Below are 25,659 nucleotides of genomic sequence, written 5' to 3' on the forward strand. Positions count from 1 at the left end.
CTTGTCGCGTGATCAGCTAGCCACAAAAATCCCCCGAGGATCATCAATATTCACGGGGGAGTGAGCGGCCATGGGCCGATCCTTGGGCAAGGCCGGTCGCCGCTCGGCGCTGGTCGTCGCTGTGGTCTTCGGGCTGACCGTCGCGGTGCCGCCTGATGTGGTGCGGCCCGGTGGGGAGTTTCCGCTCACCTGGCTGAGTTGGTTCAGGCAGTATCCGGCATGGTCCGCCTCCGCGGCCTTCCTCGGGCTGCCGGTGCAGCAGGCGGGTCGGCCGGTGCAGGTGGATCCCCAGGCGCCGGCTGCGGCGACCGATGCGCGACGTGGCGCCGGGCGAGCACCGAAGCCGGCCGCCGGCACGCTCGACTCGTACCAGCCGCATCAGATCGAGTCCACCCCGGACGAGACCGGAGTCGCCGAGCCCGGGTTCGACGCCCGCACCAGCAAGCGGGACGCGCGTCGGTCCAGCGCCCGCTCCGACGTCTACGTCAACGCGGACGGGTCGCTCACCAAGCGCACCCACAACCGTCCGGTCAACTATCAGGCCGCCGACGGCACCTGGCAGAAGATCGACTCCGACCTGACCCGCCGCTCCGACGGACGCCTGCACGTCAAGGCGAACCGGCTGAAGCTCTCCGTGGCCGGGGAGCCATCCGTTGATGCCAACCGCAGCGCCGCCTCCGGCACCGGGAGCGGTGCTACCGCTCAGGAAGCGGAACTGGCCCGGCTCACCCTGCCGACCGGTGAGTCCGTCGCCTACCGGCTGGAGGGCAGCGCCATCGGTGCTCCCGAGGTGACCGGAGCCACCGCCTTCTACCGCGACGTCCTGCCGCACACCGACCTGGAGCTGACGACCTTCGACGCCGGGATCAAGGAAACCCTGATCCTGCGGTCGCCGGAGGCGGCCTCGACCTGGGTGTTCCCCCTGGAATTGGACGGGCTGACGCCACGCCCGACGTCTGAGGGATCGGTGGAGCTGCTCAACGGCGAAGGCAAGGCCGTCGCCTGGTTCCCGCACGGATCCATGCAGGACTCCAAGGTCGACCCGCAGTCCGGGGCACCGGCGGAGTCCTCGGCCGTCAGCTTCGAACTGGTGACCGTCGACGGCCAGCTGGCTCTGAAGGTCGTCGCCGACCCGGCCTGGCTCAACGACCCGGCGCGGGAGTACCCGGTCCGGGTGGACCCGACCACCACCACCGGTACGACCGGCGATGTCTACGTCGACAACGACTCCAGCACGACCAACCACAACGGTGACAACCTGCCGGTCGGCACCTACAACGGCGGCACTGTCAAGGCTCGCTCATTCATCCACTTCGACGAGTTCGACGACGACGGCTTGATGGGCAAGCGGATCACCGCCGCGAAGCTGAAGCTCTTCCACACCTGGTCGTACGACTGCACGTCACACAAGCCGTTCAACGTCCACCGGGTCAACGAGGCGTGGACGGTGGCGAACCTGACCACGGGAAGCTACCCCGGTCCGGCGATCTCATCGTCGATCGGTTCGCTGACGATCGCCGACAACTACCCGGCCTGCACGAACACCAACGCGGTCCGCAGCACCGGCAAGTGGGTCACCGTGCCGCTCGCCGTCGACACCTTCAACGACTGGTCGACGGGCGGGATGAACGAGGGCCTGGCGTTGACCGCGTCGGTGAGCGACTCGACCGCCTGGAAGCGCTTCACCGCCGCCAACTACTCGGCCGGAGCGTACAAGCCGTACCTGGAGTTGACGTACTCCAACAACGTCGCGCCCCAGATCAACCTGCGCTACCCGGGCAACAACGCGGTGGTCAACACGCTCACGCCGCAACTGCTGTCGCGGGCGGTCGACTCGGACAACTGGCCCAACAAGGGCTTCACCTACAACTACGTGATCACTGACGCCGCGACCAACGCCGCCGTGGTGAACTCCGGCTGGGTGAGCTCTCCCACCTGGACCGTTCCGGCTGGCAAGCTGGCCTGGAACAAGACCTACCTGTACACCGTCCGGGTGTACGACAAGGTCAGCTACAGCGCGGTCTATCCCGCGTACGCGTTCACCACCTCCGTACCGCAGCCGTTGCTCACCACGAACCTCGCGCAGAACGCCGGTAAGGGCTTCGACCCGAGCGTCGGCAACTACACGACCTCGGCAACCGACGCGAGCGTCAGCACCGTCGGGCCCTCGCTGTCGGTGACCCGCAGCTACAACAGCCTGGACACCCGCCGCGACAACGCCTTTGGCGCCGGCTGGTCGAGCCTGGTCGACGTGCGGGCGACCCAGGTCAAGGACGTCGCCGGCAGCGTGCAGTCGGTGCTTGTCACCTATCCCACCGGCCAGGACGTCGCCTTCGGTCGCAACGCCAACGGCACCTTCAGTCCGCCGTCCGGCCGGTTCGCCACCTTCATCGAGACCAAGGATTCCGGCGGCACGGTCACCGGCTACACGCTTACCGACAAGGACGCCACGGTCTACACCTTCGGTCGGGCGACCGGCACCGGGGTATTCAAGGTCACCCGGATCGCCGACGCCAACGGCCGGGCGATGACCTTCTCGTACGACACGTCCGCGAAGCTGACGACAGCGACGTCGGCCTCCGGCCGCTCGTTGCACTTCACCTGGTCCACCCCGGCCGGGTCGACCAAGCCGCACGTCGCCACGGTCTACACCGATCCGGCCGTGCCCGGCGCCCCGAACACGGTCGCCACCTGGACGTACAGCTACGGCGCCAACGATCAGCTGACCAAGGTGTGCCCGCCGACCGATCACACCAAGTGCACCACTTATCAGCAGGACACCACCTCGCAGTACGCCAACGCGGTGCTCAACGCCGGCCCGTACTCGTACTGGCGACTGGACGAGGGTGCCGGGGCGACCACCGCGGTCAGCGAGGTGCTGAGCAACGCGGGGGTCGACAACGCCCGGTACAACAACGTGACCCTCGGGCAGCCGGCCGCGCTGCCCGGCTCGACCGCGACCACGGCGACCTTCAACGGCACCAGCTCACACGTCCAGTTGCCGGGGAAGCTGGTCGCCGACGGCCAGTACCAGTCGATCAGCATGTGGTTCAAGACGAGCACCCCGAACGGTGTGCTCTTCAGCTACCAGGCCGACGCGATCAGCAAGGGCACCACCGCCGGCAACTACACCCCGTCGCTCTACATCGGCAGTGACGGCAAGCTGCGCGGCGGATTCTGGACCGGCAGCGTCGCGACGATCACCACGGACGTCGCGGTCACCGACGGCGCCTGGCATCACGTGGTGCTGGCCGGTGCCGGTAACGTGCAGCGGCTCTATCTCGACGGCGTGCTCAAGGGCACCCTGAACGGGACGATCGCCCAGATCGCCGGCGGGTCGGCGAACGTGCTTGTCGGCGCGGGCTTCGTCGGCGGCTCGTGGCCGACGCACGTCAACTCCGGTGCCAACCCGGCCAAGGCGACCTACTTCAACGGCTCCATCGCCGAGGTCGCGTTCTTCAACCAGGCCCTGACCGCCACCACCGCCGCCGAGCTCAACAGCGTCGGTCGGACCAGTCATCCGGTCCTCAAGAAGGTGGTCCGCCCGTCGGGCGGGGTCACGGCCGAGATCGGCTACGACAAGGTCAGCGGCCGGGTCGCCACGGTCACCGACGAGAACGGCGGGGTGTGGCAGCTGGGCAGCCCGACCGTCTCCGGCAGCAGCGACGTCTACGCGGCCTCGGTGCTCGGCGCCAAGCCGGCGGACTACTGGCGCCTCGGCGAGATCGAGGTGACCGACGCCGTCAACGAGGTGCAGGGCGGTACGGCCACCTACAACCAGGTCACCCTCGGGGTGGCCGGTCCGTTCAGCGACAGCAAGGCCGGATCGTTCAACGGCACCTCCTCGCATCTGGTCCTGCCGCCCGAGGACATGCCCACCACCGGGCCCAACTCGGTCGAGATGTGGTTCAAGATGCCGTCCGGCAACAACAAGGGCGGCGTCCTCTACAGCTACCAGGCCAGCCCGATCAACGACCCCGCAGTGACCGGCAACTGGACCCCCGCGCTCTATGTCGGTACCGACGGGAAGCTGCGAGGTAGTTTCTGGACCGGCAGTTCCACCCGGGTGATCACCAGCCCGATAGCCGTCAACGACAACAAGTGGCACCACGTGGTGCTCTCCGCCGCCAGTAACACCCAGTCGCTCTACCTGGACGGCATCTCCGTCGGCAAGCTCGACCACGCGCTCGTCACCACCGACGCCGTCAACGCGTACGTCGGGGCGGGCAAGTGGGCCGGCAACTGGCCCATGCACGGCACCGGAGACGTCGGCTACTTCCCCGGCTCGATCGCCGAGGTGGCGTTCTACCGTTCGCAGCTCTCCGCCGAGCAGGTGGCCACGCACTTCCTGGCGTCGAAGCAGACCGCCCCGGTCGCGGTGACCATGATCTCCGGCGTCGCCACCGCCTTCCCGATGCCGGTCTCCACCATCACCGTGACCGGGCCGACCGGTGAGACCACGTCCTACACGTACGACCTGGTCAACGGAAACCGGCTGGTGGCGCAGACCGACGGGTTGGGCAACACCACGAAGTTCGGCTACGACGTCGGCGGGTACGGAAACCTCACCTACGACCCGCGCGGTGTCTGGACCCAGGAACTCCAGGATGCCCGGGGCAACACCAAACAGGTCATCACCTGCCAGGACCAGTCCGCCGGCAGATGCTCGTCGGTCTACTACACCTATTTCCCGGACGCGACGACCACCACCCTCACACCGGACGCCCGCAACGACCTGATGTTGACCCTGCGCGACGGTCGGTCGGCGTCGGAGACCGACAACACCTACCTGACCAGCTACGGCTACGACACCAAGGGCAACCAGACCACCATCACCGATCCGCTCGGCCGGGTCACCCGCATGACGTACACCGACGGCACCACGGTCGCGGCCAAGGACGGCGGGTTCGCGCCGCCCGGCCTGCCGGACACGGTGACCACGCCGGGTGGGCAGATCCAGCGGATCATCTACTACGCCAGCGGTGACATCGCCGAGGTCGTCGAGCCGGGCGGCAAGATCACCCGCTACGCGTACGACGGGCTCGGTCGGCTGCTCACCGAGACCGAGGTGACCGACACTCACCCCACCGGGCTCGTCACCAGCCGTACCTACGACCTGCTCGGGCGGGAGATCACCGAAACCGAGCCGGCCGTGACCAACCGGGTCACCGGCGCGGTGCACACCGCCCACACCAGCACCACCTACGACGTGGACGGCAACATCACCGAGGTCACGGTCAGCGACCTGACCGGCGGCGACGCGCCGCGTACGACCCGGCACACCTTCAACGCGTACGGGCAGGAGGTGTCGGTCACCAACGCGGCGAACCAGACCACCCAGTTCGCGTACGACCTGTACGGCCGGATCGTCACCGAGACCGAACCCGACGGCGGGGTCACCACCAGCACCTACGACGTCGAGGGCAACCTGCTCACCTCGACGGTGGTCGGCTTCACCGGCGACCCGAACAATCCGTCCGCGCCCCGCGATCTGGTCACCACCCAGCGGTCGTACGACCCGGCGGGCCGACTGGCCCGCGAGGTCGACTCGATGAACTGGGAGACCCGCTACACCTACACCGACAACGGTCTTGAAGCGCGGGTGGTACGCGCCGACAACGCGGGCAACGAGTTCCTGATCGAGGAGAACTTCTACGACGCGGCCGGCAACGTGGTGCGGGAGGTGACGAACAACGGTCACACCACCACCACGACCACCTACGACGCGGCCGGCCGGACGATCTCCACGACGGTGGACCCGGACGGGCTGAAGCGAACCACCACCCTGACCTACGACGCCGACGACAACGTGGTCTCCACCGCCTCCTCGGGCGCGGACGGCACGCCCACCAGCATCTCCGAGGCGATGTACGACAACGCCGGACGGGCGATCGCCGAAACCGAGTACACCTCCACGGCGCTGACGCCGGTGGCCCGGTGGAAGCTCGCCGAGACCGGGGGTACGAAGGCGGCCGACTCCGTCGGCAACAGCCCCGCTACCGCGCTCGGTGGCGTCACCTGGTCCACCGAGCGTGGTGGCTCCGCCGTGCTCGACGGCACCACCGGGTACCTCAAGTCGGGCCCGGTCGTGGACACCACCCGGGCGTACTCGGTCTCCGCCTGGGTGAAGCTCGCCACGAAGAACGCCGCCCTGGGGGACGAACAACTCGTCTTCTCCGCGCCGGGTGCGATCGGCAACTCCGCACTCAAGGTCTTCTACTCGCCGGTCAGTGACCGGTGGTATGCCGCCATGTCGGTTCGCAAGGCCGACGGCACCATCACCTGGTTCGGCGGCGGCGGTCCACACGGATCCGCGGTGACGGGTACCTGGACGCACCTGACCCTCGCGGTGGATTCCGTCGGCAAGACGATGCGGCTCTACGCCGACGGTGTGCTGCAAACCACGGTGAACGTCACCGAGAGCCTCAACAACGTGTCGACCGGCTTCACCATCGGTGGCGCCGACGGCTTCGGTTGGTTCCCCGGCTCGATCAGCGATGTGCAGGCGTACCAGAAGGCGCTCTCCGCCGCCGAGATCGGGCAGGTCAGGACCGGTGCCGTGCCCGCGGCGGACGCGCAGGTCATCCGGACCTCGCAGACCCTGGACTTCGACGGCCTGCCCACCTCCGTCACCGACCCGAACGGCAACACCACCTACTACGGGTACGACGAGGAAGGCCGGGCGGTGAAGACCACCTCCCCGGCGGCCCTGGTCGAGCAGGCCGGGCAGGTCTCGGCGATGGCCAACGCGGTCAGCTGGGTCGGCTACAACACTTTCGACGAGCCGACCGACACCCGCGACGCCAACGGCAACTGGTCGGTGGTGGAGTACGACGCGGTCGGCCGGGTCGTGGCCGAGCAGGCCCCGGCGTACACGCCGCCGGGCTCGTCGACCCCGATCGTCCCGCGCAGCACCCAGGCGTACGACACGGCCGGGCAGCTCGTCTCCGTGACGGACCCGGCGGGCCGGGTGACCCGCTACGAGTACGACCAACTTGGCCGGGTCTCCAAGACGATCGCGCCGAACGACGGTGCGAGCACCTACACCTACGACGACCTGGGCAACATGCTGTCGTCCACCGACCCGACCGGAGCGGTCACCACCGCGACGTACGACTACCTGGGTCGGACGGTCACCACGACGGAGGTCGTGCGGCAGCAGGGCACGAACCACACCACCCTGTACGCCTACAACGCGCAGGGCTGGCCCTCGGTGGTCACCAGCGCGACCGGCGTGACCAGCAGCACCGAGTACAACGTGCTCGGTGAGCCGACCTCGGTGCTCGACGGCGCCAACAACCGGACCCGCTACGAATACGACGCGGAGGGCCGGACGACCAGGAGCATCCGGCCGGACGGCTCGTACTCCACAGTCGATTACGACCTGGCCGGGCGGGCGATCCGCACGACCGAGCGCGCCCCGGGCGGTGCCCTGCTCTCCGAGCAGGTGGCCCGCTACGACCGGGCCGGCAACATGGTGTCCAGCACGGATGCGCGCGGTACCACCACCACCTTCGAGTACGACGCGACGGGCGTGCTGACGAAGCAGATCCAGCCGATCTCCGCATCGGATTCGATCGTCACCACATTCGGCTACGACCTGGAAGGCAACCGCACCCGGTTCACCGACGGGCGGGGCAACGCCTTCTACACGACGTACAACTCGTGGGGGCTGCCCGAGTCGCAGATCGAACCGGCCACCAGCGCCCACCCGAACCCGGCCGACCGCACCTTCACCATCGAGTACGACGACAGCGGTCTGCCGGTGCGGCAGATCCTGCCCGGCGGGGTCACGGTGACCAACTCGTACGACGAGTCGGGCCAGCTGATCCGGCAGGCAGGTGCCGGTGCCGAGGTGCAGACCGAGGAGCGGGAGTTCGGCTACGACCTGGCCGGTCGGATGACCTCGCTGTCCGGTCCCGGTGGCACCAACACGATCAGCTACGACGACCGTGATCTACCGGTGTCGGTGACCGGCCCCTCCGGGAACTCGGCGTTCGGTTACGACGCCGACGGGCGCCTCGCCTCCCGGCAGGACGCGGCCGGCACCACCTCCTACGGGTACGACGTGGCGGGACGGCTGTCGACGCTGGCCAACCCGACGGCCGGCGTGCAGATGGCCTACACCTACAACACGCTGTCCCAGGTCACGAAGATCACGTACGGCTCGAACGGCAACACCCGCAACTTCACCTTCGACCCGCTGCGCCGGCTCAACGGCGACGAACTCAAGTCGCCGTCCGGGGCCTCGCTGGCGAAGATCTCGTACGACTGGGATCTCAACGGCAACATCATCGCCAAGACCACGACCGGCTTCGCCGGTTCGGCGGCGAACACCTACACCTACGACCTCGCTGACCGGCTGACCTCGTGGAACAACGGCAGCACGATCACCGCGTACGCGTACGACAAGTCCGGTAACCGGGTGCAGAACGGCAGCAAGCTGTTCAACTACGACCAGCGCAACCGGCTGATCAACGCCGACGGCGTCGGGTACACCTACACCGCACGCGGCACCCTGGCCCAGGCCGGCGCCAACATCACCCGCACCGATGCGTTCGGGCAGGTGATCGAGCAGCAGTCCACCAACGGCACGCAGACCTACACGTACGACGGTCTCGGTCGGGCGATGCGGCCCGGGCACTCGTACACCGGGCTCGGCAACGACCTGGCCGCCGACGCCTCCGCGAGTTACGTGCGTGGGCCGTCCGGTGAGGTGGTCGGTGCCGCCTCCGGCGGTGACAAGCGGTTGGTCTGGACCGACCTGCACAGCGACGTGGTCGGCCAGTTCAGCCCGACCGGTACGGCGCTGACCGGCTCGGTCACCTACGACCCGCTCGGCAAGGTGCTGAACACGGTCGGCCTGCTGGGGCAGCTCGGCTACCAGTCGGAGTGGACGGACGCGCTGACCAACCGGGTGAACATGCACGCCCGCTGGTACAACACCGACACCGGGCAGTTCGACACCCGGGACACGGCCAACAACAGTCCCGTCCCGGATTCGATCAACGCCAACCGCTACCAGTACGGTGACGCGAACCCGCTGATCGTCACCGACCCCACCGGGCACTGGGGCTGGGGCAGCGTCAAGAAGTCCTTCTCTCGGGCGGTCAGTTCGGTCTCCTCGACGGTCCGCTCGGCGTACTCGTACACCTCGTCGTACGCCTCCAGCGCCTACTCGTACGCCTCGTCCTACGCCTCGTCGGCGTACCGGTCGGCCAAGTCGACGGTGACCAAGACGGTGACGAAGGCCAAGACCACCGTCAAGAAGAAGGTCCAACAGGCGAAACGCAAATACACCCAGGTCAAACAGCAGGTCAAGAAGAAGTACAACCAGGTCAAACGCACCGTCAAGAAGAAGTACGAGGCGGCCAAGAAACACGTCACCAAGAAGGTCGCCCAGGTCAAGAAGAAGGCCAAGCAAGCGGTCGCCAAGGCGAAACAGGCCGGCAAGAAGGTCGCGGCCAAGGCGCAGCGGACCGTCAAGAAGGCCGTCAGTCAGGTACGTGATGCCACGAACGCGGCCAAGAAATGGGTCAAGGACCACAAGGACGTCCTGTTGGAGGTCGCCGCGATCAGTGGCGCGATCCTCGCCGGCATCGCCTGCACCGCGGTGACCGCCGGAGCCGGCGCGGTGGCCTGCATGGTCGGTGCCGGGGCGTTGATCAACCTGGCCAAGGACGCGGCGCAGGGCGACATCCACAGCATCGGTGACGCGTTGGGTTCGTTGGGCACGGGCGCGGTCACCGGCCTGGTCGGTGGTGCTGGTGGTGCGATCGCGGCCAGGGTCGGTGCGGCGGTGGCGAAGAAGGCCGGTACGGGCCTGTTGGGCCGGTTGGCGACCGAGTCGGCCGAGGCCGGTGCCGAGGACGCGATGTCGCAGCTGGCGATGACGGGCAGCTACAACCCGCGTACGGCGGCGGAGAACATGGTGCCGGGCCTGGGCGCGTTGAACCGCAAGAGCGGTGGTGGCGCGCGCAGTGGTGGTGCAGTCGCCGGCGGCTCCGGCGGTGGCGGGTTCGGTATTTCGGTCGGTGGGGCTGGTGCGTCGTGTTCGACGTCGGGGCGTCGGCACAGTTTCGATCCGAAGACGCCGGTGTTGATGGCTGATGGCAGTAGTCGGCCGATCGAGGATGTCAACGTCGGTGACCGGGTCATGGCCACCGATCCGGTGGCGGGTGGGTCGGTGCCCAAGCAGGTCACCCAGTTGCACCGCAACCTCGACGAGGACCTGACCGACCTGACCGTGAAGGACCAGGACGGGAAGGTGACGAAGGTCGAGACGACCTGGCATCACCCGTTCTGGAACGCCTCGGAGCGCAAGTGGACCGACGCGAAGGACCTGAAGCCGGGTACGAAGCTGCTGGTCAAGGGCCAGGGCGCGGTCACGGTCGTGGCGGTGCTCAACAAGCTCGGCCTCGAAGAGATGCGCGACCTCACCGTCGCCGACATCCACACCTACTACATTGTCATCGACGACGAACCAGTTTTGGTGCACAACTGTGGCGGGGGTGTCGCGCCGAATGGAAATGCATGCGCCTGTAACGGGTCTACCAACCCCTCCAATGCAGACCTAATCCAGGAGATCGCAAGACGGGCTGAGCGTAAGATTGGCGGAAGCGGTTCTGTCGCAGGAACGGCAAAGCACGCCTACGCGGACAAGTTGCTTCAGCGATACCAGGATATCTATGGAAGCCGCGGTCTGGTCACTGAACAAAGCTACCTGAGCGGCGCTCTGGTGCCTCGGGGGACGGCAGGCAGTGCCCGCCCAGATGTCTACGATCCTGCCAGTGGTATTATCTATGATTACAAGTTCGTGTCTAAGCCGGGACGAGGGATCGGGAAAGCGCAGGCGGACAAGAATGCAAATAATGTTCCGGGCGCGTGGCTCACAATTGAGGTAAACCCATGAGCAAGGTTGATGCGGTCTCCACCAAGCGTGTAACGTCGGATTGGGGGAGAGCGTTTCCCGGGTTCAGTCAGTGGCGACCACTGCGCCTCGTGCGTCGTGTCGGCCCTGTGGTCCAGGGAATAACCTTGGATGTGTCCACTGCAGGAGACTCGTACTTTCCAACCGCACATGTGCACGCCTTGACGCGGGAGTTTCCGGTCGTCACGATGACGATGTCTCATCGACTTCAGGGGAGTTCCGGGGTTCAGGAGTCGATAAGATTTGCGCAGCATGACGAGGTGTGCCAAGACGCTTTCCGGCGGATTTCTGTGCAGAGTCCGCTGTCTCTTGGTGATCCTCCGTCAATTGAAGAAATTGTCGGAGAATACCACCGTTTCGCGCGGGCGCAGGCTGAAGATGGTTTGCCGCCTGCCGTAATAGAAGTCGAGGACAGCATCCTCATTCCGGCTGTGGTCGGCAGGCTCGATCTGACCGAAAGAGGTTTCAGTCTAGCTGAAGAGCTGTCGGCGATATGGCCGACGTCGCGCCTGCCCTTGAGCTGGGCTGGGCGGGATGGGTGGTTACAGGGGTTGCGGCGCGTCGCAGGCGATGCCAAGACCCTCCAGTTGATCGTCGATGGTCAAATCGGCAAGCACAAGCTGGCGAAGGTGAAGAGTTGCCCGTTGTGACAGACCTGCGTAACAGACCTAGTGTCTCGCAATGCAGTCCTTGAAGGGGTAATCAAGGTGGCTGGATCCGCGTTGCAGGTCCGGGCAGACTTTATTACGTCACGACCAAGGGGATGCGTGGAGCAATACGAAGTTTCCGCCAGATGTGACACGCCCAGAAGTTATTGACCGGTACCACCAGAATGGTGGGGCAGAGTGCATACCCTGCAACTGCGGTGCTGGCGCAGACTGGTTGGTTGGCAATGTCCTTGCTTATCGCGCACCTAGAGAGTCGACTCGGCAAGATCCAGTCGGGTTGGACGCGTGATCCAGAAGGTGTTGAGCTGCCATTCCAGGTGGCAGAGTTCGGGGAGGTGGGCAACTCGTTGGATCCACGTCGTACGCGACTGTGAGACTTAGCCGGCACTACCTGCCCTCTCCTTCTGGTGGCAGGGAGATGTCGATGGAACTTATTATGTCGACGCATTCTGCACTGATGAAGACTTTGATTCTGTCGATCTCGAGGACCGTGGCGTCGCCATTGTTTGGATGGTGCCGATCAGCGATCTAGAAAAAGACTACGTGCTTGATCGCGGATGGGAAGCGTTCGAACGCGAGTTGGTTGAAAAGGACCCAGATCTCTTGGATCCCCGTCGACCGTCTATCTGCTGAATTGGTTTCGAATCCTGCACCCCGGGCGTAGTGCTACTCCGTTCTGCACCTACGGTGGTGGATGTTTGGGCGGCTGCTGGTCTGGGCCCGCACCGTCCTGCACCTGAGCGTCCAGATCGTCAAACGCAGCGAGCCGGGTTTCGTCGTCCTGCCCCGCCGGTGGGTGGTGGAGAGGACGTTCGCCTGGATCAGCAAGCATCGCCGCTGCGTACGCGATTACGAGACCCGACCTGCACACCACGAAGCCATGATCCACATCGCCATGATCATGGTCATGTCACGCCGCCTCGCCCGCACCGGCAACTGATGACCGGAGTTTCCGGACGCACACTTAGGTAGATCTCGTAGCGTTGCTCGGCCAGGGGGATCGCTTCGGTGACCACTGCTGCCAGCGTCCGGCCTTGTCTCCATCGACGAGCAGGATGCTGGAGCGCCAGGGGTCGAAGGCGAACAGGGCCAGAAGGCCACGGAAACCGTGTGGCTTAGGTGTAGACGTCCTTGCGGTGCCCGACGGCGTGGATGGTCAACTCGTCACCGTCGAGACAGTAGAGGATCCGGTAGTCACCGACGCGCAGCCGACGCCCGGATCCGTCGCGCATCTCGGTCGAGTTCTGTGGCGCAGAGTCGGAGACCAAGCCGAGGATTGCGCTCAGGACGGTCAGGAACACGTTGCGTGGCTGCTTGTGCGGCCAGACCAGCACGTCCCGATCGATCTGAACCTTCACGCCGCCTCACCGTTGGCCCGGTCAGCCAGCAGCGCCTCCGCCTCACGAGGATCGACTCCGAGCGACTCCAGGGCCGCCGACAGGGGCACGAACTGTCCCTCGGCACGGGAACGAGCGATCACCGCAGCGTCCCTACGGTCCCGGAACGCCTCAATCTCCTCCCACTCGTCGATGCCGACCAGCACGGCGACAGGCCGTTCGTACTTCGTGATGATGACCGGCTCACCGGTGCGCTCGACCCCGTCCAGTACCCGACCCGCGCCATCACGGAACTCCCGCAGGGTAATCCTCATCATGTACCTCACTGTACCACGCGGTACCATGTCGCCTCCGTCACGGAAGAAGCAGCACAGTTCCCCAGGCGTAACCCAGCAGCCCGCCACGGGCCTGTCTCCAGGCCCACAGATCCGTACGCAGTGGCGGGGTGTTGCTCCGGATAGGACGAAGCATTTGTGGTCAGCCGATGGCTGACGACCATGGCGAGCATGTGGATAGAAGTGGGGTTGGAGGGAGGGTCGAGTATGTCGTGGTTGGTAAACGTGGCGGGATCGCGGAATTCCGTGAGGTGGGCGACTCCAGAATCCGGAAGACAGACGCTGAAGTTCTGGCGTATCAATTGGGGGTAGAGCAGTCGAGCCTGCTCGGACGCCGCTTCAGTTGCTGGGTGGAACCTGCGGAATATGGCGTCATTCGGAGTGATTTTCAGTTGGTTGAAGATGCCTGAGGCGAATAGGTAGCGGGACCTGGGAACAGCAGTACGAGGTGGCTGGCGGTGGTCGGATCTGGTACCTCGTCGACGACGAGCGCCGTACGGTCTGGCTCACGTATGTCGGCACCGGCCATCCGCGTCAGACGGAGTGACCGGGCTGGTTCAGCGGCGTGCTGCGCGTAGGGCGTACCAGGCTGAGCCGAGGGCGAGCACGCCGAAGCCGGCGAGCACGCTACCCAGCGGCAGGTTGACCGCGAGCAGGATGCAGCCGACCAGCCCGGCCCCGGCGAGCGCCTGCACCGGCAGTTTCCGGTCCCGGTCCCGGCCCAGGGTCAGTGCCGCCGCGTTGGTGATCGCGTAGTAGACCAGCACGGTGACGCTGGAGAAGCCGATCGCGCCGCGTACGTCGGCCAGCGTGACGACCAGGATCACCACGGCTGCCACGGCCAACTCGGCGCGGTGCGGCACCTGGTGTACGGGGTGCACAGCGGCCAGGGCGGCGGGCAGGTCGCGGCGGCGGGCCATCGCCAGGGTGGTGCGGCCGACCCCGGCCACCAGGGAGAGCAGCACGCCGGTCACCGCGACGGTGGCTCCGGCACGGACCACCCAGGCCAGGCCGGGCAGCCCGGCGGCGGTCACCACCTCGGCCAGCGGTGCGGTCGAGGCGGCGAGCCGATCCGGGCCGAGTACCCCGAGGGCGATCACGGCCACCACCAGGTAGATGACCAGCACCAGGCCGAGGGCCAGCGGCACCGCGCGGGGGATGGTGCGTTCGGGATCGCGTACCTCCTCGCCGAGGGTGGCGATGCGGGCGTACCCGGCGAAGGCGAAGAAGAGCAGGCCGGCGGCGGTGAGGATGCCCCGGGCGGAGCCGCCGGGCGCGTCGATCCGGGCGATCGAGACGTCGGTCGCGCCGGCCACCGCGACCAGGGCCAGCACCGCCAGCACGACCAGCACCAGGATGCGGGTCGCGGTGGCGGTCTTGGCGATGCCGCGCAGGTTCACGGCGGTCACCGCGACGACGGCGGCGACGGCGACGAGCCGGGCCTGCCCGGGCCAGAGGTACGCCCCGATGGTCAGCGCCATCGCTGCGCAACTGGCCGTCTTGCCGACCACGAACCCCCAGCCGGCGACGAAACCGGCGAACGGGCCGAGCCGCTCCCGGCCGTACACGTAGGTGCCGCCGGATTCGGGGTAGCGGGCCGCGAGCCGCGCCGAACTTGTCGCGTTGCAGTAGGCGATGAAGCCGGCCAGTGCCAACGCGGCCAGCAGGCCGACCCCACCGGCCGCCGCCGCGGCCGGGGCGAAGACCACGAAGACGCCCGCACCCAGCATCGACCCCAGACCGATGACCACGGCATCGGGTACGCCCAACCGGCGTGCCAGCTGATTCACGGCGGCAGCCTAGACAGGCTCGGTGAACGGCCGGTCCCAACTTCGTAACCGGGCGGGCAGCGGCAGTTCGTCCCAGGGCACCCGGTGCAGGATCCGGTCCAGCAGCAGTCCCAGCATCAGCCCGGCCACCGAGTCGCTGAGCCAGTGCCAGCCCAGGTAGGTGGTGGTGCACAGCACCACGGCCGGCGGGACGATCCGGATCTCCAGCACCACCCGGCGCGGCAGCCTCCGGCCGAGGGTCGCCAGCAGGGGTGCGAGCAGCAGCGCGATGACGCCGTACCAGACGATCGCATTGGCCACGTGCCCGGACGGGTACGACTGGGCGAAGCGGACCGGCAGGTCCTCCTGGAACAGCGGAAGGGTCTGCTCGGGCGGCAGGAACGGTTCCTTGATGCTGGCGCTCGGTGCCGGCCGGGCGGTCCACACCTTCAGCGGGCCGATGGTGAACAGCGTGAGTACGAAGGCGGCGACCGGGACGAACAGCGGGCGCACCGAGCGTAGTCGGATCGCCAACAGCACCGACAGGCCGGCGGCGATCAGGGTCAGCGGGGTGCCCTGACCGAGGTAGTTGAGGATGATCGCGACCCACCGGGCGGCGGTGGGCCGGTGCGCGTCGGCCCAGTCGGCGACCGACCTGTCGATGCCGAAGAACCAGCCGGCGGCGAGTGCCACGGTCAGTCCGACGAGGGCGGCCAGCAGCAGTGCGTCGAACCACCAGCCGGCCGGTCGGACCGGTGCCAGGCGTACGCGTCCGCGTACCGTCGTGGTTTCTCGCACCCGATCACGCTACCGGCCGCGCGCGGCGGCCGGGTTCGGGCGGTGATCGTGGTGACTGTGTGCCGAGCCACGCGGGGAGGCGTTCCGGCGGGGAAAGCGTCAGACTTGACTGCGTGCGGATCACTTCGGCCCTCGTGGACCCGGCGCTGCTCGACCTGCCCTGGTCGACACCGCTGGAGCAGTGGCCGGCCGAGCATCTGGTCGCCCTGCCGCAGGGCATCTCCCGGCACGTGGTGCGCTTCGTGCGCCTCGGCGGGTACGTCTACGCGGTCAAGGAGACCGGGGAGCGGGTCGCCGAGCGGGAGTACGACCTGCTGCGCGCCCTGGAGCGGATCGACTTCCCGTCGGTGCAGGCGGTGGCGATCGTCGCCGACCGGGAGTCCGACTCGGGTGAGCCGCTCGACCCGGTGCTGATCACCCGGCATCTCCAGTTCTCCCTGCCGTACCGGGCGTTGTTCTCGCACACGCTGCGACCGGAGACCATGGGCCGGCTGCTGGACGCGCTGGCCGCGCTGCTGGTCCGGATGCACCTCACCGGCTTCTTCTGGGGCGACTGCTCGCTGTCGAACACGCTGTTCCGGCGTGACGCGGGTGCCTTCGCCGCCTACCTGGTCGATGCCGAGACCGGGGCGCTGCGCAACGGTCTCTCCAACGGTCAACGTGGTGAAGACCTGGAGATCGCCCGGGTCAACATCTTCGGCGAGGCACTCGACCTGCAGGCCGCCGGTCTGCTGCACGACTCGATCGACCCGGAGGTGGTCTGCGAGGAGGTCGTGCAGCGCTATGAGCGGCTGTGGCACGAGATCACCTACGAGCAGCAGGTCGAACGGGACGCCCGACACGACATCGAGGGCCGCATCCGCCGGCTCAACGAGATGGGCTTCGACGTGGCCGAGGTGGCCATGTCGACGATCGGCAACGGGCGTTACCTGATCCGGCCGAAGGTGGTCGACGCCGGCTACCACCACCGGCGACTGCTCCGGCTGACCGGTCTGGACGCCGAGGAGAATCAGGCCCGCAAGCTGCTCAACGACCTCGACGCGTACCGGGCGGAGAGCGACCTGACCGACGAGCAGCAGGCCGCCCACCGCTGGCTGACCGAGGTGTTCGAGCCGGTGGTCCGGGCCGTCCCCGCGCACCTGCGCCGCAAGTTGGAGCCGCAGGAGTTGTTCGCCCAGATCATCGAGCACAAGTGGCTGCTCTCCGAGCGGGCCGCCCGGGACGTCGGGATGCGTCACGCCGTGCAGTCGTTCCTCACCGAGGAGCTGGTGCACCGCCCCGACGAGCAGGCGGTGCTCGGCGTGGAGATCCCCTCACCCCGCTGATGCGGGGTCACTCCACCCAGGTGCCGCCGCGCATCACCCGGACGACGTTCAGGTCGTTGTCGAGCACCACCAGGTCGGCGCGCAGACCGGGCTGGAGGGCGCCGACCTGGTCGCCGAGGCCGATGGCGAGCGCCGGGGTGGTGGAGACCATGCGTACCGCGTCGGGCACCGGGATGCCGGCGGCCACCGCGTGCCGCAGGGCCGCGTCCATGGTGAGGGTGCTGCCGGCGATCGCACCGTCGCCGGCCAGTCGGGCCACCCCGTCGGCGACGGTCACGGCCTGGCCGCCGAGTTCGTACTCGCCGTCGGGCATGCCGGCAGCGGCCATCGCGTCGGTGATCAGCGCGCAGCGTTCCGGCCCGGCGGTGGAGGTGGCGAAGGTGAGCGTCCCGTCGTGCAGGTGCACCCCGTCGGCGACCAGTTCGCAGATCACGTTCGGGGTGCTCAGCAGCGCCACGACCGGCCCCGGCTCGCGGTGGTGCACCGGACGCATGCCGTTGAACACGTGCGTGCCGACGCTCGCGCCCGCCGCGATGGCGGCGCGGGTCTGCTCGTACGTGGCGTCGGTGTGACCGACCGCGGCCACCACGCCGTGGCCGGTGAGCAGTTCGATGGCGGCCAGTGCCCCGGCCCGCTCCGGCGCAAGGGTGACCATCCGCACCGCCCCGTCACCCAGCTTGATCAACTCGGTCAGCTCGTCGGTGGACGGGTCGCGGAGGAACTGCGGGTTCTGCGCGCCGCAGCGGGCGGCGGACAGGTACGGCCCTTCGAAGTGGAGGCCGGCCAGCACCCCCTCGTGGACCAGCGGCGCGAAGGCCGAGGTGGCCGAGCGCATCAGCTCGAAGGGAGCGCTGACCAGGCTGGCCAGCAGGCTGGTCGTACCGTGGCCCAGGTGGAACGCGGCGGCGGCCCGGGCGGAGTCGGCGTCGCCGGTGGTGAAGGTGTGTCCACCGCCGCCGTGGGTGTGGATGTCCACGAAGCCCGGCACGACCCAGTGCCCGTCGCGCACCGACGGGTACTCGGCGACCGCGGTGATCCGGTCGCCTCTGACCTCGACGCAGCCCTGCCGGACGACCCCGGTCGGGGTCACCACCTTGCCGTTCACCCGTACGGTCATGAATCCTCCAACTGGTCGAGGGCGAGCAGGGCGGCGCCGAGGCAACCGGCCTCGTCACCGAGGGCGGCCGGGACGAGTCGTGGCTCCCGGTGAAAGGTCAGGCGCTCGCGCAGGGCGGTGCGCAGCGGGTCGAACAACCCGGGACCGGCCTGGGCGAGGCCGCCGCCCAGCACGATCGTCTGCACGTCGTACAACGCCTGTCCGGTCGCGAGGCCGTCGGCCAGCGCCTCGACGGCCTCCCGCCAGACCCGGGTGGCCAGTTCCTCACCGGCTGCCGCCCGGTCGGCGACCTCGGCGGCGGTGACCACTGTCGGTCCCGGCGTCGACCCGGCAGCGGACCCGCCGTCCGACGTGGTGTCGGCGTCGCCGGTCGTGCCGGCGGCGAGTGCGGTGTAGCGGCGGGCCACGGCGGAGGCGGAGGCGATCGCCTCCAGGCAGCCGGAGCGTCCGCAGCCACAGCGCGGACCGCCCGGGCGGACCAGGATGTGGCCGAGTTCTCCGGCGGCACCGTGTGCGCCGGTGGCCGCCGCTCCGGCGACCACGTGCGCGGCGGCGATGCCGGTACCGATCGCCACGAACAGCACGTGCCCGGCGTCGCGGCCGGCACCGAGGCGCGCCTCGGCGAGGCCGCCGGCGCGTACGTCGTGGCCGAGCGCCGTGGGCAGGCCGAGCCGGTCGGTGGCCAGGTCCCGCAGCGGTACGTTCCGGAAGCCGATGTTCGCCGACCAGACGGCGACGCCACGGGTCTGGTCCACGATGCCCGGCACCACGATGCCGAGCGCGGTCGGGGTGAGCCCTGCCGTCCGCGCCGTGCCGACCAGCCCGTCAGCCACCGCGAGGATCGTGTCGACCACGGCCTCGGCCCCACGGTCGGCACCGGTGCGGTGCCGTTCGGCGTGCACCACGGCACCGTCCGGACGGATCAGCGCGCACTTCATCCCGGTGCCGCCCACGTCCAGCGCGACGACGACCCTGCCGTCGCGCTCGCTCACGCGAGCACCACGGACCGGCTCAGGTGCCGGGGCGCGTCGGGGTCGAGCCCGCGACTTGTCGCCAGTGCGACGGCGAAGCGCTGCGCCAGGATCAGGTCCGCCATCGGGTCGACCGGGGTGCGTCCGGCGGCCCAACGACCCAGCACGGTACGGACCCCGTGGGTGCGGCTGTGCACGAAGGCCGCGCCGGTGGCGGCGACGTCCTCGGGCAGCCCGTCGGGCAACTCACCGAAGGCCCAGACCAGCCGCCCGGGAGCGGCCACCGAGATGGGGCCGTGCCGGTAGTCCATCGCCGGGTACGCCTCGGCCCAGAAGGTGGCCGCCTCCCGGCACTTCAGTGCCGCCTCCAGAGCCAGGCCGATCGTCCAACCGCGGCCCAGGAAGGTGACCTGCTCGATCAGAGTCGGGTCGATCGGCAGCGGGGCGCGGACGGCGACCTCCGCGTCGGCGACCAGCGCGCCGATGTTGTCGCCGAGTTGCGCGCGCAGCAGCGCCAGCGCGGTGGTGGCGAAGCGGGTCTGCACCACCGACCGTTCGTCGGCGAACGGCAGGGGCACCGCGGCGTCGGCGAGGCTCACAGCCGGGGAGGTGGGGTCACCGACCAGCACCGTGGTCGGGATTCGCCCGCGCAGCGCGGCGAGCAGGTCGAGCACCTCGGTGGTGGTGCCGGAGCGGGTGATCACCAGCAACCGGTCGTAGCGGCGGCCGATCGGGAACTCGCTGGCCTGGAAGGCGTCCGTCTCGCCGTGGCCGGTGGCCTCGCGGCGGGCCGCGTACGCCATCGCCATGAACCACGACGTGCCGCAGCCGACGACGGCGACCCGTTCACCGTCGCGTGGTAGCCGGTCGAGGACCGTCGGAGCGAGGTCTGCTGCCTGGTGCCAACAGTCCGGCTGACTAGCGATCTCCGCGTGGACGTGCGCCATGAGAACTCCTCGCAGCGGCTGCGCAATACGGCTCGTTTGACCCGTCTTTCGCGCGTTATTCTGCGCGAAACTCGATGGAAATAGCAACCGCCTGGTTGATCGAGCAGCATCAGGTTTTGCTGTTTCCTAGTTTTGAGCACTAGTGTGCACGCAACCAATCACATTCGTGCAGACACGGAGGTCCCGGGGTGGACCGTTACGCGAGATGGAACGCCCTGCTCGAGATGCTGACCGAGTCCGGTCGGGTCACCGTCGAGGAGGCCGCCGGCCGGCTGGACGTTTCCCAGGCCACCATCCGCCGGGACTTCGACCAGCTCGCCCAGCAGCAGATGATCACCCGTACCCGGGGTGGCGCGGTCGCGAACGGGGTCTCCTACGACCTGCCCCTGCGCTACAAGACGGCCAAGAACTCCGCGGAGAAGCAGCGCATCGGCGCCGCCGCCGCAGCGCTTGTCACGCCGGGCACGGTGGTCGGCCTCAACGGCGGCACCACAAGCACCGAGGTGGCCCGGGCGCTGGCCGTCCGGCCGGATCTCAACACCAACGCCGAGGGCGCCCAGCTGACCGTGGTCACCAACGCCCTCAACATCGCCAACGAGCTGCTGGTCCGCTCCCGGATGAAGGTCGTGGTCGCCGGCGGGGTGGTGCGACCCAAGTCGTTCGAGCTGGTGGGGCCCCTGGGTGGGGCGCTGCTGCGCGAGGTGACCCTGGACGTCGCGCTGCTCGGCGTGGACGCCATCGACCCGCAGCTCGGTGCCGCCGCCCACCACGAGGGCGAGGCCGCGATGAACAACCTCATGGTGGCTCGGGCCAAGCGAGTGGTGATAATCGCTGATTCGTCCAAGCTGGGCGGTCACGCCTTCGCCCGGATCTGCCCGGTCGACCGGGTCGAGACGCTTGTCACCGACTCGGGCGCCACGCCCGACGTGGTCGATGCCTTCCGCGCCGCCGGCGTGCACGTCATCTGCGCCTGAGGTGTAAGGAAGGGCCCCCTCTTAACGCCTCCGGTAGAGCAGGGGGCCCCTTTTAACAGGGTCTCGGCGTGGCGCTGCATACCGGGTATTGCCTTCGGGTGCATACCAAGTATGGTGTCGTGGTCGCCCCCGCAACGGAGGCGCCCCACACCCAACGGGGGAGGTGCAGCTTGCCAGCTGTCCTGGAAATCGAAGGTCTACGAAAGACGTACCGCAGTCGACGACGCGGCACCCGCAATGCCCTGGACGGCTTCGACATGCGGGTCGAGGCGGGGGAGGTGCACGGCTTCCTCGGCCCCAACGGGTCGGGCAAGACCACCACTCTGCGTACGCTGCTCGGGCTCATCCGCTCCGACGGCGGCCGAATGTCCATTCTCGGCCAGGAAGTGCCGGCGGCGTTGCCCCAGATTGCCCGTCAGGTCGGCGCGATCGTGGAGAGCCCGCAGTTCTTCCCGCACTTCAGCGCCCGCGACACGCTCTCCCTGCTGGCCGGCGCCGGTGAGGTGCCTCAGCAGCGGGTCGACGAGGTGCTGGAACTGGTCGGCCTGCGCGACCGGGCCGGCGAGCGGGTCAAGACGTACTCGCTGGGCATGAAGCAGCGGCTCGCTGTCGCCTCGGCCCTGCTCAAGAACCCCAAGCTGCTGATCCTGGACGAGCCGGCCAACGGCCTCGACCCGGGCGGCATCCGGGAGATGCGTACGTTGGTGCGCAACCTCGCCGAGTCGGGGATGACTGTGGTGCTCTCCAGCCACATCCTCGGCGAGATCCAGCTGATCTGTGACTCGGTCACCATCATCTCGCTGGGGCGTCGGGTCGCCTACGGCCCGGTCGACGAGGTGCTGGCGCAGCACTCCGGCGGCGGGGTACGGGTCCGGCTGGAAGCCGTCATGGACCTGCCGCTCGCCGCGAACGCGCTGCACGGCAACGGTTACCGGGTGACCGCGAACCAGGACCACCTGATGGTCGCCGGGGTGGACAAGCCGGCCACGATCACCCGGCTCCTGGCCGAACAGGGCCTCTACGTCAGCGAACTCGCCCCGGTCACGGTCGACCTGGAGAGCGTCTTCCTCGAGTTGACCAACACCGCGCCGGTTCCCGGCCAGCACCGGCAGGTCGACCAGTCCGTACGAGTCGATGGGGCGGCACCGTCCGCGCCCACCGGGGGAGGTTGGGGCGCGTGAGTCTCTTCCGTACCGAACTGCGCCGGCTGGCCAAGCGGCGCTTCACCCGCTGGATGACCGCCGGTGGCCTGCTGATCCTGGCCCTCGTCGTGGTGGGCCTGTTCGCCACCAACGAGAAGATCGGCCCCGAACAGTGGGCCGAGGCCACGCGGGCCGCCGACCGAAGCCATGCCGAGCAGGTGCGGTGGGCCGAGCAGGAGCGTGCCAGCTGCGAGCGCGCGAAGGCGGCAGGCGAGGACGTCGAGTACTACCCGGCCGACTGTGCGGAGATCGCCCCACCGGCACGGGAGGACATCCAGGCGGAGTGGTACCTCCCGTCGACCTTCATCTTCAAGGCCAACGCCCCGGACATGCTCGTCACACTCGCGGGCATCCTGGCCATGGTCGGCTTCGTGGTGGGTGCCTCCTTCATCGGTGCCGAGTGGAACACCGGCGGGATGATGAACCTGCTGTTGTGGCGACCGAAGCGGCTGAACGTCCTGCTGACGAAGCTGGGAGCGTTGCTCACCGGGATGCTCGCCCTGGCGCTGTCCGCCTCCGTGGCGTGGTTCGGCATTCTCTGGCTGATTGGCAGCTGGCGCGGGACCACCGAGGGGATGACCTCCGGTGTCTGGCAGTCGTTCCTGCTCACCGGGCTGCGCGGGGTCGTGTTGGTGCTGGTCGCGGCGACCGTGGGCTTCGCCCTGGCTTCGCTCGGCCGGCACACCGCGATGGCACTGGGCGGGGCGATCGCGGTCATGGTGGTCGGCCAGGCCGGGCTCGCCATCCTGCTGGACCTGGCCCAGGTCCGGTTCGGCGAGGCATGGCTGCTGCCCACGTACGTGTACGCCTGGATGACCAAGACGCTGACGCTTGAGGACTGGCGGTCCTGCAACGCCTCCTACACCGGTGAGTGCAACCCGGCCACCCTGGACATCACCTGGCAGCACTCGTCGATCCTGTTCACGGTCGCGGTGGTGATCTTCCTCGGCGGGGCGCTCTGGACGCTCCGTCGGCGGGACATCGCCTGACGGGCATCACCTGAAGGGGGGCCCGTGGGCGCGATCTCTCCCCGGATCGCGCCCACGGGCGGTGTCGCCTCCGACGCCGCGGCGCGGCGGCGGCGCAGGGCTGGCCGAGGGGCACGGCGCTCCTGGTGCGTCGGGTGTGACCTGTGGTTAGGCTGGGAAACCCCGGTTGGCGTCGCCCGTGCCGGCCGCCCCCGTGAGGAGCCCCATGCCGCCCGCCGACGCCACCCCGACAGCGCAGAGCCCCGAGGCCCGGATGCCGACCAGCGCCGGCCCGGAGCCCGTGGCGGTGCCGCCGCCGCGATCAGCGCCCGAGGACGAGTCCACGCCGACCGCTCCCGACGCCGTGGCCGCTCCCGACGCCGTGGCCGCTCCCGACTCCGTGGCCGCGCCGGCCGGTGCCCTCGGCGAGCGGGAGCAGGAGATCCTCGCCTTCGAACGGCAGTGGTGGCGGCATGCCGGCGCCAAGGAGCAGGCCATCCGGGATCGCTTCGGGCTCTCCGCCACCCGCTACTACCAGTTGCTCAACGCGCTGCTGGACAATCCGGCGGCGCTGGCCGCCGACCCGGTGCTGGTAGGCCGGCTACGGCGACTCCGCGCTTCCCGAGCCCGTAACCGCCGCCGCTGAACTCACCGCCCGCAGAGCCGGAGCGACATCGGGGGCATGTCGGGACGCCGGGCGGGTAGCCGGGGCGCGGAGGTGGCGGCGATGACCCGAGGTGACCCCGCCGGATCGAGGCGGACCGGGGTGCAGGTGACGCACCCGGGCAGCGGCACCGGGCCGCCCGAGGCGACGGCCGACGAGCGTCGGCGGGGCATGGCCGTCGGATCCGCGCCAACCATGCGGGTACGCTCCGCGTCCGCTCCGCCACCCGGCAGCACGGTCAACGAGGACGTGGTGTTCCAGTTCGGCCCCCTGGTCGGGGTGTTGGACGGGGCGACCGTGCCGGAGGGCTTCGACACCGGGTGTGTACACGGGCCGCAGTGGTACGTCCGGCATCTGGCCGCCCGGCTCGGGCTGGCCGAGGCGGCTCGGCCGGCGGCGACGCTGGTGAGCAACCTGGCGGCGGCGATCCTGGCGGTTCGCGCCGACCACGGCGACCAGTGCGATCTTGAGCATCCGGGGACCCCGGCCAGCACCGTCTGCCTGCTGCGCGACGGCGGTGATCAGGTGGACTACCTGGTGCTCTGCGACAGCCCACTGGTGCTCGACACCGGCGACCGGGTCGACGTGATCGTCGACGACCGGCTGGCATCTGCGGCGGCCGGCCTGCGGGGCACCGTAGCCGCGCTGCCCGACTCGATCGACCGGGCCACCCGGTTGCGGCACGCCGTGTCGGTGCAACGGGAGCGGATGAACCGTACGCACGGTTACTGGGTCGCGGCCGCCGACCCGGACGCGGCGTACCACGCGGTGGTCGGCAGCCTGCCGTTGCGCGGCCCGTCGGCGCTGCGCCGCGCGGTGCTGCTCAGCGACGGAGCGTCCGTCGCCGTGGAGGAGTTCGGGCTGTTCGACTGGGGTGGCCTGCTCGACGTGGTGGCAGCCGAGGGGCCGGGTGGGCTGATCGCCCGGGTGCGGGCTGCCGAGCGGGACCATTCCGACCGGTTGCGCCGGCACAAACGGGCCGACGACGCCTCCGCCGTCTACTGCGAATTTGATCGGCCGGACGACACCGGAATGTGAGGCGGTAACCGATTTCGGCCGACCGGCCGATCCGATTGCACCAGAGGTGCACCTCCTCGCCAACCCGGTGGACTTCCGCTGCCGGGCGCGGAAGACTCCGGCACGTGACGGGTGCGGTCCGGTTGGAGCCGGTGGACGAGCAGAACCTCGAACCGTTGCTCTCCGTAGCGGTCGCCGAGGCGGAACCGGCCGACGTGATGCCGCCGGTGGCGGCACCGGCCGGCTGGTCGCACGCGCGGCGGGAGGCGTTCCGGGAGTTCCACCGGGCCAGCTTCGGCGGGCTCGACGCAGCCACCCGCACCGCCATGTACGCGATCATGGCCGGCGGCGAGGTGGTCGGGATGATCCGGATGGCCCGACGCGACGAGCCCGACGTCGCCGAGGTGGGCATGTGGCTCGGCCGCTCCGCCCGGGGCCAGGGCATCGGCGCGGCGGCGTTGCGCGAGTTGTTGAACCTGGCCGCCGCGGCCGGCATGCGGGTCGTGGTCGCCGACACCACACCGGAGAATCGCGGGGCCATGTCGGTGCTGGAGAAGTGCGGCGCGAAGCTGCGCGAGGACGGCGACCGGGTGCACGCCGAGATCCACCTCGACGCGACGCCACCGGCACTCTAGGG

18 protein-coding genes and 2 pseudogenes are annotated in these 25,659 nt (G+C 68.8%); 12 read left to right on the forward strand and 8 right to left on the reverse strand.

The features are described from left to right. Window positions 1–70: 70 nt before the first annotated feature. The 4 genes and pseudogenes from Vgi01_RS05320 to Vgi01_RS05335 all read left to right on the forward strand — a co-directional run bounded on the left by Vgi01_RS05320 (window position 71) and on the right by Vgi01_RS05335 (window position 12,538). Window positions 71–10,912, forward strand: coding sequence for a LamG-like jellyroll fold domain-containing protein (locus tag Vgi01_RS05320; RefSeq protein ID WP_204290313.1), 10,842 nt, complete (start codon window positions 71–73; stop codon window positions 10,910–10,912). Next, the gene (locus Vgi01_RS05325) at window positions 10,909–11,580 is read left to right on the forward strand and encodes a hypothetical protein (protein ID WP_204290314.1); all 672 of its coding nucleotides are present in this window, start codon (window positions 10,909–10,911) and stop codon (window positions 11,578–11,580) included. The genes Vgi01_RS05320 and Vgi01_RS05325 overlap by 4 nt, the downstream gene beginning before the upstream one ends. Before the next feature lie 456 nt (window positions 11,581–12,036). Next, window positions 12,037–12,231: pseudogene (locus Vgi01_RS31365) on the forward strand (suppressor of fused domain protein); the annotation flags it as partial. 61 nt (window positions 12,232–12,292) lie between these two features. Then, entirely contained in the window at window positions 12,293–12,538 is a 246-nt protein-coding gene (locus Vgi01_RS05335) for a transposase (protein WP_204290315.1), read from the forward strand. Here Vgi01_RS05335 and Vgi01_RS30485 read toward each other — a convergent pair. The 3 genes and pseudogenes from Vgi01_RS30485 to Vgi01_RS05345 all read right to left on the reverse strand — a co-directional run. Then, a pseudogene (locus Vgi01_RS30485) lies at window positions 12,504–12,685 on the reverse strand (hypothetical protein); the annotation flags it as partial. The gene Vgi01_RS05335 and the pseudogene Vgi01_RS30485 sit on opposite strands and share 35 nt — an antisense overlap. Before the next feature lie 28 nt (window positions 12,686–12,713). Beyond that, complete coding sequence (locus Vgi01_RS05340; RefSeq protein WP_204290316.1) at window positions 12,714–12,956, reverse strand: type II toxin-antitoxin system RelE/ParE family toxin; 243 nt, start codon at window positions 12,954–12,956, stop codon at window positions 12,714–12,716. Then, window positions 12,953–13,252: a type II toxin-antitoxin system Phd/YefM family antitoxin gene (locus tag Vgi01_RS05345; RefSeq protein WP_204290317.1), complete on the reverse strand. Its 300-nt coding sequence runs from the start codon at window positions 13,250–13,252 to the stop codon at window positions 12,953–12,955. Before Vgi01_RS05345 ends, Vgi01_RS05340 begins: the two co-directional genes overlap by 4 nt. Window positions 13,253–13,419: 167 nt before the next feature. Here Vgi01_RS05345 and Vgi01_RS05350 point away from each other — a divergent pair, with 167 nt between their 5' ends. After that, on the forward strand, window positions 13,420–13,680 hold the full coding sequence (locus tag Vgi01_RS05350; RefSeq protein ID WP_204290318.1) for a hypothetical protein: 261 nt from the start codon (window positions 13,420–13,422) through the stop codon (window positions 13,678–13,680). Between the two features lie 147 nt (window positions 13,681–13,827). Here the strand turns inward: Vgi01_RS05350 and Vgi01_RS05355 are convergent, their stop codons facing one another. Both Vgi01_RS05355 and Vgi01_RS05360 read right to left on the reverse strand, forming a co-directional pair. Beyond that, on the reverse strand, window positions 13,828–15,060 hold the full coding sequence (locus Vgi01_RS05355; protein ID WP_204290319.1) for an APC family permease: 1,233 nt from the start codon (window positions 15,058–15,060) through the stop codon (window positions 13,828–13,830). 9 nt (window positions 15,061–15,069) lie between these two features. Beyond that, window positions 15,070–15,837 (reverse strand): phosphatase PAP2 family protein, encoded by a 768-nt coding sequence (locus Vgi01_RS05360; protein WP_204290320.1) that lies wholly within the window; start codon window positions 15,835–15,837, stop codon window positions 15,070–15,072. 59 nt (window positions 15,838–15,896) lie between these two features. Here Vgi01_RS05360 and Vgi01_RS05365 point away from each other — a divergent pair, with 59 nt between their 5' ends. Continuing rightward, on the forward strand, window positions 15,897–17,162 hold the full coding sequence (locus tag Vgi01_RS05365; protein WP_102655919.1) for a DUF4032 domain-containing protein: 1,266 nt from the start codon (window positions 15,897–15,899) through the stop codon (window positions 17,160–17,162). 7 nt (window positions 17,163–17,169) lie between these two features. On the opposite strand, the gene nagA is transcribed toward Vgi01_RS05365, so the two are convergent. From nagA to Vgi01_RS05380, 3 genes are read right to left on the reverse strand one after another with little or no spacing between them, the layout of a single operon-like run. Further along, window positions 17,170–18,279 carry an N-acetylglucosamine-6-phosphate deacetylase gene (nagA, locus tag Vgi01_RS05370; RefSeq protein WP_204290321.1) on the reverse strand — a complete coding sequence of 370 codons (1,110 nt, stop codon included), beginning with the start codon at window positions 18,277–18,279 and terminating at the stop codon, window positions 17,170–17,172. Then, the gene (locus Vgi01_RS05375) at window positions 18,276–19,217 is read right to left on the reverse strand and encodes an ROK family protein (protein WP_239088818.1); all 942 of its coding nucleotides are present in this window, start codon (window positions 19,215–19,217) and stop codon (window positions 18,276–18,278) included. The genes nagA and Vgi01_RS05375 overlap by 4 nt, the downstream gene beginning before the upstream one ends. 50 nt (window positions 19,218–19,267) lie before the next feature. Next, on the reverse strand, window positions 19,268–20,197 hold the full coding sequence (locus tag Vgi01_RS05380; RefSeq protein WP_204290323.1) for an SIS domain-containing protein: 930 nt from the start codon (window positions 20,195–20,197) through the stop codon (window positions 19,268–19,270). 188 nt (window positions 20,198–20,385) lie between these two features. Here Vgi01_RS05380 and Vgi01_RS05385 point away from each other — a divergent pair, with 188 nt between their 5' ends. From Vgi01_RS05385 to Vgi01_RS05410, 6 genes are all read left to right on the forward strand, one after another. Beyond that, on the forward strand, window positions 20,386–21,171 hold the full coding sequence (locus Vgi01_RS05385; RefSeq protein ID WP_102655915.1) for a DeoR/GlpR family DNA-binding transcription regulator: 786 nt from the start codon (window positions 20,386–20,388) through the stop codon (window positions 21,169–21,171). Between the two features lie 170 nt (window positions 21,172–21,341). Continuing rightward, a complete protein-coding gene (locus tag Vgi01_RS05390; RefSeq protein WP_102655914.1) occupies window positions 21,342–22,352 on the forward strand; it encodes an ABC transporter ATP-binding protein in 1,011 nt (336 codons plus the stop codon). Further along, window positions 22,349–23,362 (forward strand): ABC transporter permease subunit, encoded by a 1,014-nt coding sequence (locus tag Vgi01_RS05395; RefSeq protein ID WP_102655913.1) that lies wholly within the window; start codon window positions 22,349–22,351, stop codon window positions 23,360–23,362. Before Vgi01_RS05390 ends, Vgi01_RS05395 begins: the two co-directional genes overlap by 4 nt. A gap of 205 nt (window positions 23,363–23,567) precedes the next feature. Next, window positions 23,568–23,987, forward strand: coding sequence for a DUF3263 domain-containing protein (locus tag Vgi01_RS05400; RefSeq protein ID WP_204290324.1), 420 nt, complete (start codon window positions 23,568–23,570; stop codon window positions 23,985–23,987). Between the two features lie 81 nt (window positions 23,988–24,068). Then, window positions 24,069–25,043, forward strand: coding sequence for a hypothetical protein (locus Vgi01_RS05405; RefSeq protein ID WP_239088805.1), 975 nt, complete (start codon window positions 24,069–24,071; stop codon window positions 25,041–25,043). 104 nt (window positions 25,044–25,147) lie between these two features. Continuing rightward, complete coding sequence (locus Vgi01_RS05410) at window positions 25,148–25,657, forward strand: GNAT family N-acetyltransferase (RefSeq protein ID WP_102655911.1); 510 nt, start codon at window positions 25,148–25,150, stop codon at window positions 25,655–25,657. Window positions 25,658–25,659: the final 2 nt, after the last annotated feature.

It is taken from the genome of Micromonospora gifhornensis (assembly GCF_016863515.1).
Lineage (GTDB): Bacteria > Actinomycetota > Actinomycetes > Mycobacteriales > Micromonosporaceae > Micromonospora > Micromonospora gifhornensis.

Coding starts and splice junctions, on each gene's coding strand:
- nagA (WP_204290321.1), bottom strand. CDS start 18,279: ATGACCGTACGGGTGAACGGCAAGGTGGTGACCCCGACCGGGGTCGTC.
- Vgi01_RS05400 (WP_204290324.1), top strand. CDS start 23,568: ATGCCGCCCGCCGACGCCACCCCGACAGCGCAGAGCCCCGAGGCCCGG.
- Vgi01_RS05345 (WP_204290317.1), bottom strand. CDS start 13,252: ATGATGAGGATTACCCTGCGGGAGTTCCGTGATGGCGCGGGTCGGGTA.
- Vgi01_RS05325 (WP_204290314.1), top strand. CDS start 10,909: ATGAGCAAGGTTGATGCGGTCTCCACCAAGCGTGTAACGTCGGATTGG.
- Vgi01_RS05320 (WP_204290313.1), top strand. CDS start 71: ATGGGCCGATCCTTGGGCAAGGCCGGTCGCCGCTCGGCGCTGGTCGTC.
- Vgi01_RS05405 (WP_239088805.1), top strand. CDS start 24,069: ATGACCCGAGGTGACCCCGCCGGATCGAGGCGGACCGGGGTGCAGGTG.
- Vgi01_RS05350 (WP_204290318.1), top strand. CDS start 13,420: ATGGCTGACGACCATGGCGAGCATGTGGATAGAAGTGGGGTTGGAGGG.
- Vgi01_RS05335 (WP_204290315.1), top strand. CDS start 12,293: ATGTTTGGGCGGCTGCTGGTCTGGGCCCGCACCGTCCTGCACCTGAGC.
- Vgi01_RS05375 (WP_239088818.1), bottom strand. CDS start 19,217: ATGAAGTGCGCGCTGATCCGTCCGGACGGTGCCGTGGTGCACGCCGAA.
- Vgi01_RS05380 (WP_204290323.1), bottom strand. CDS start 20,197: ATGGCGCACGTCCACGCGGAGATCGCTAGTCAGCCGGACTGTTGGCAC.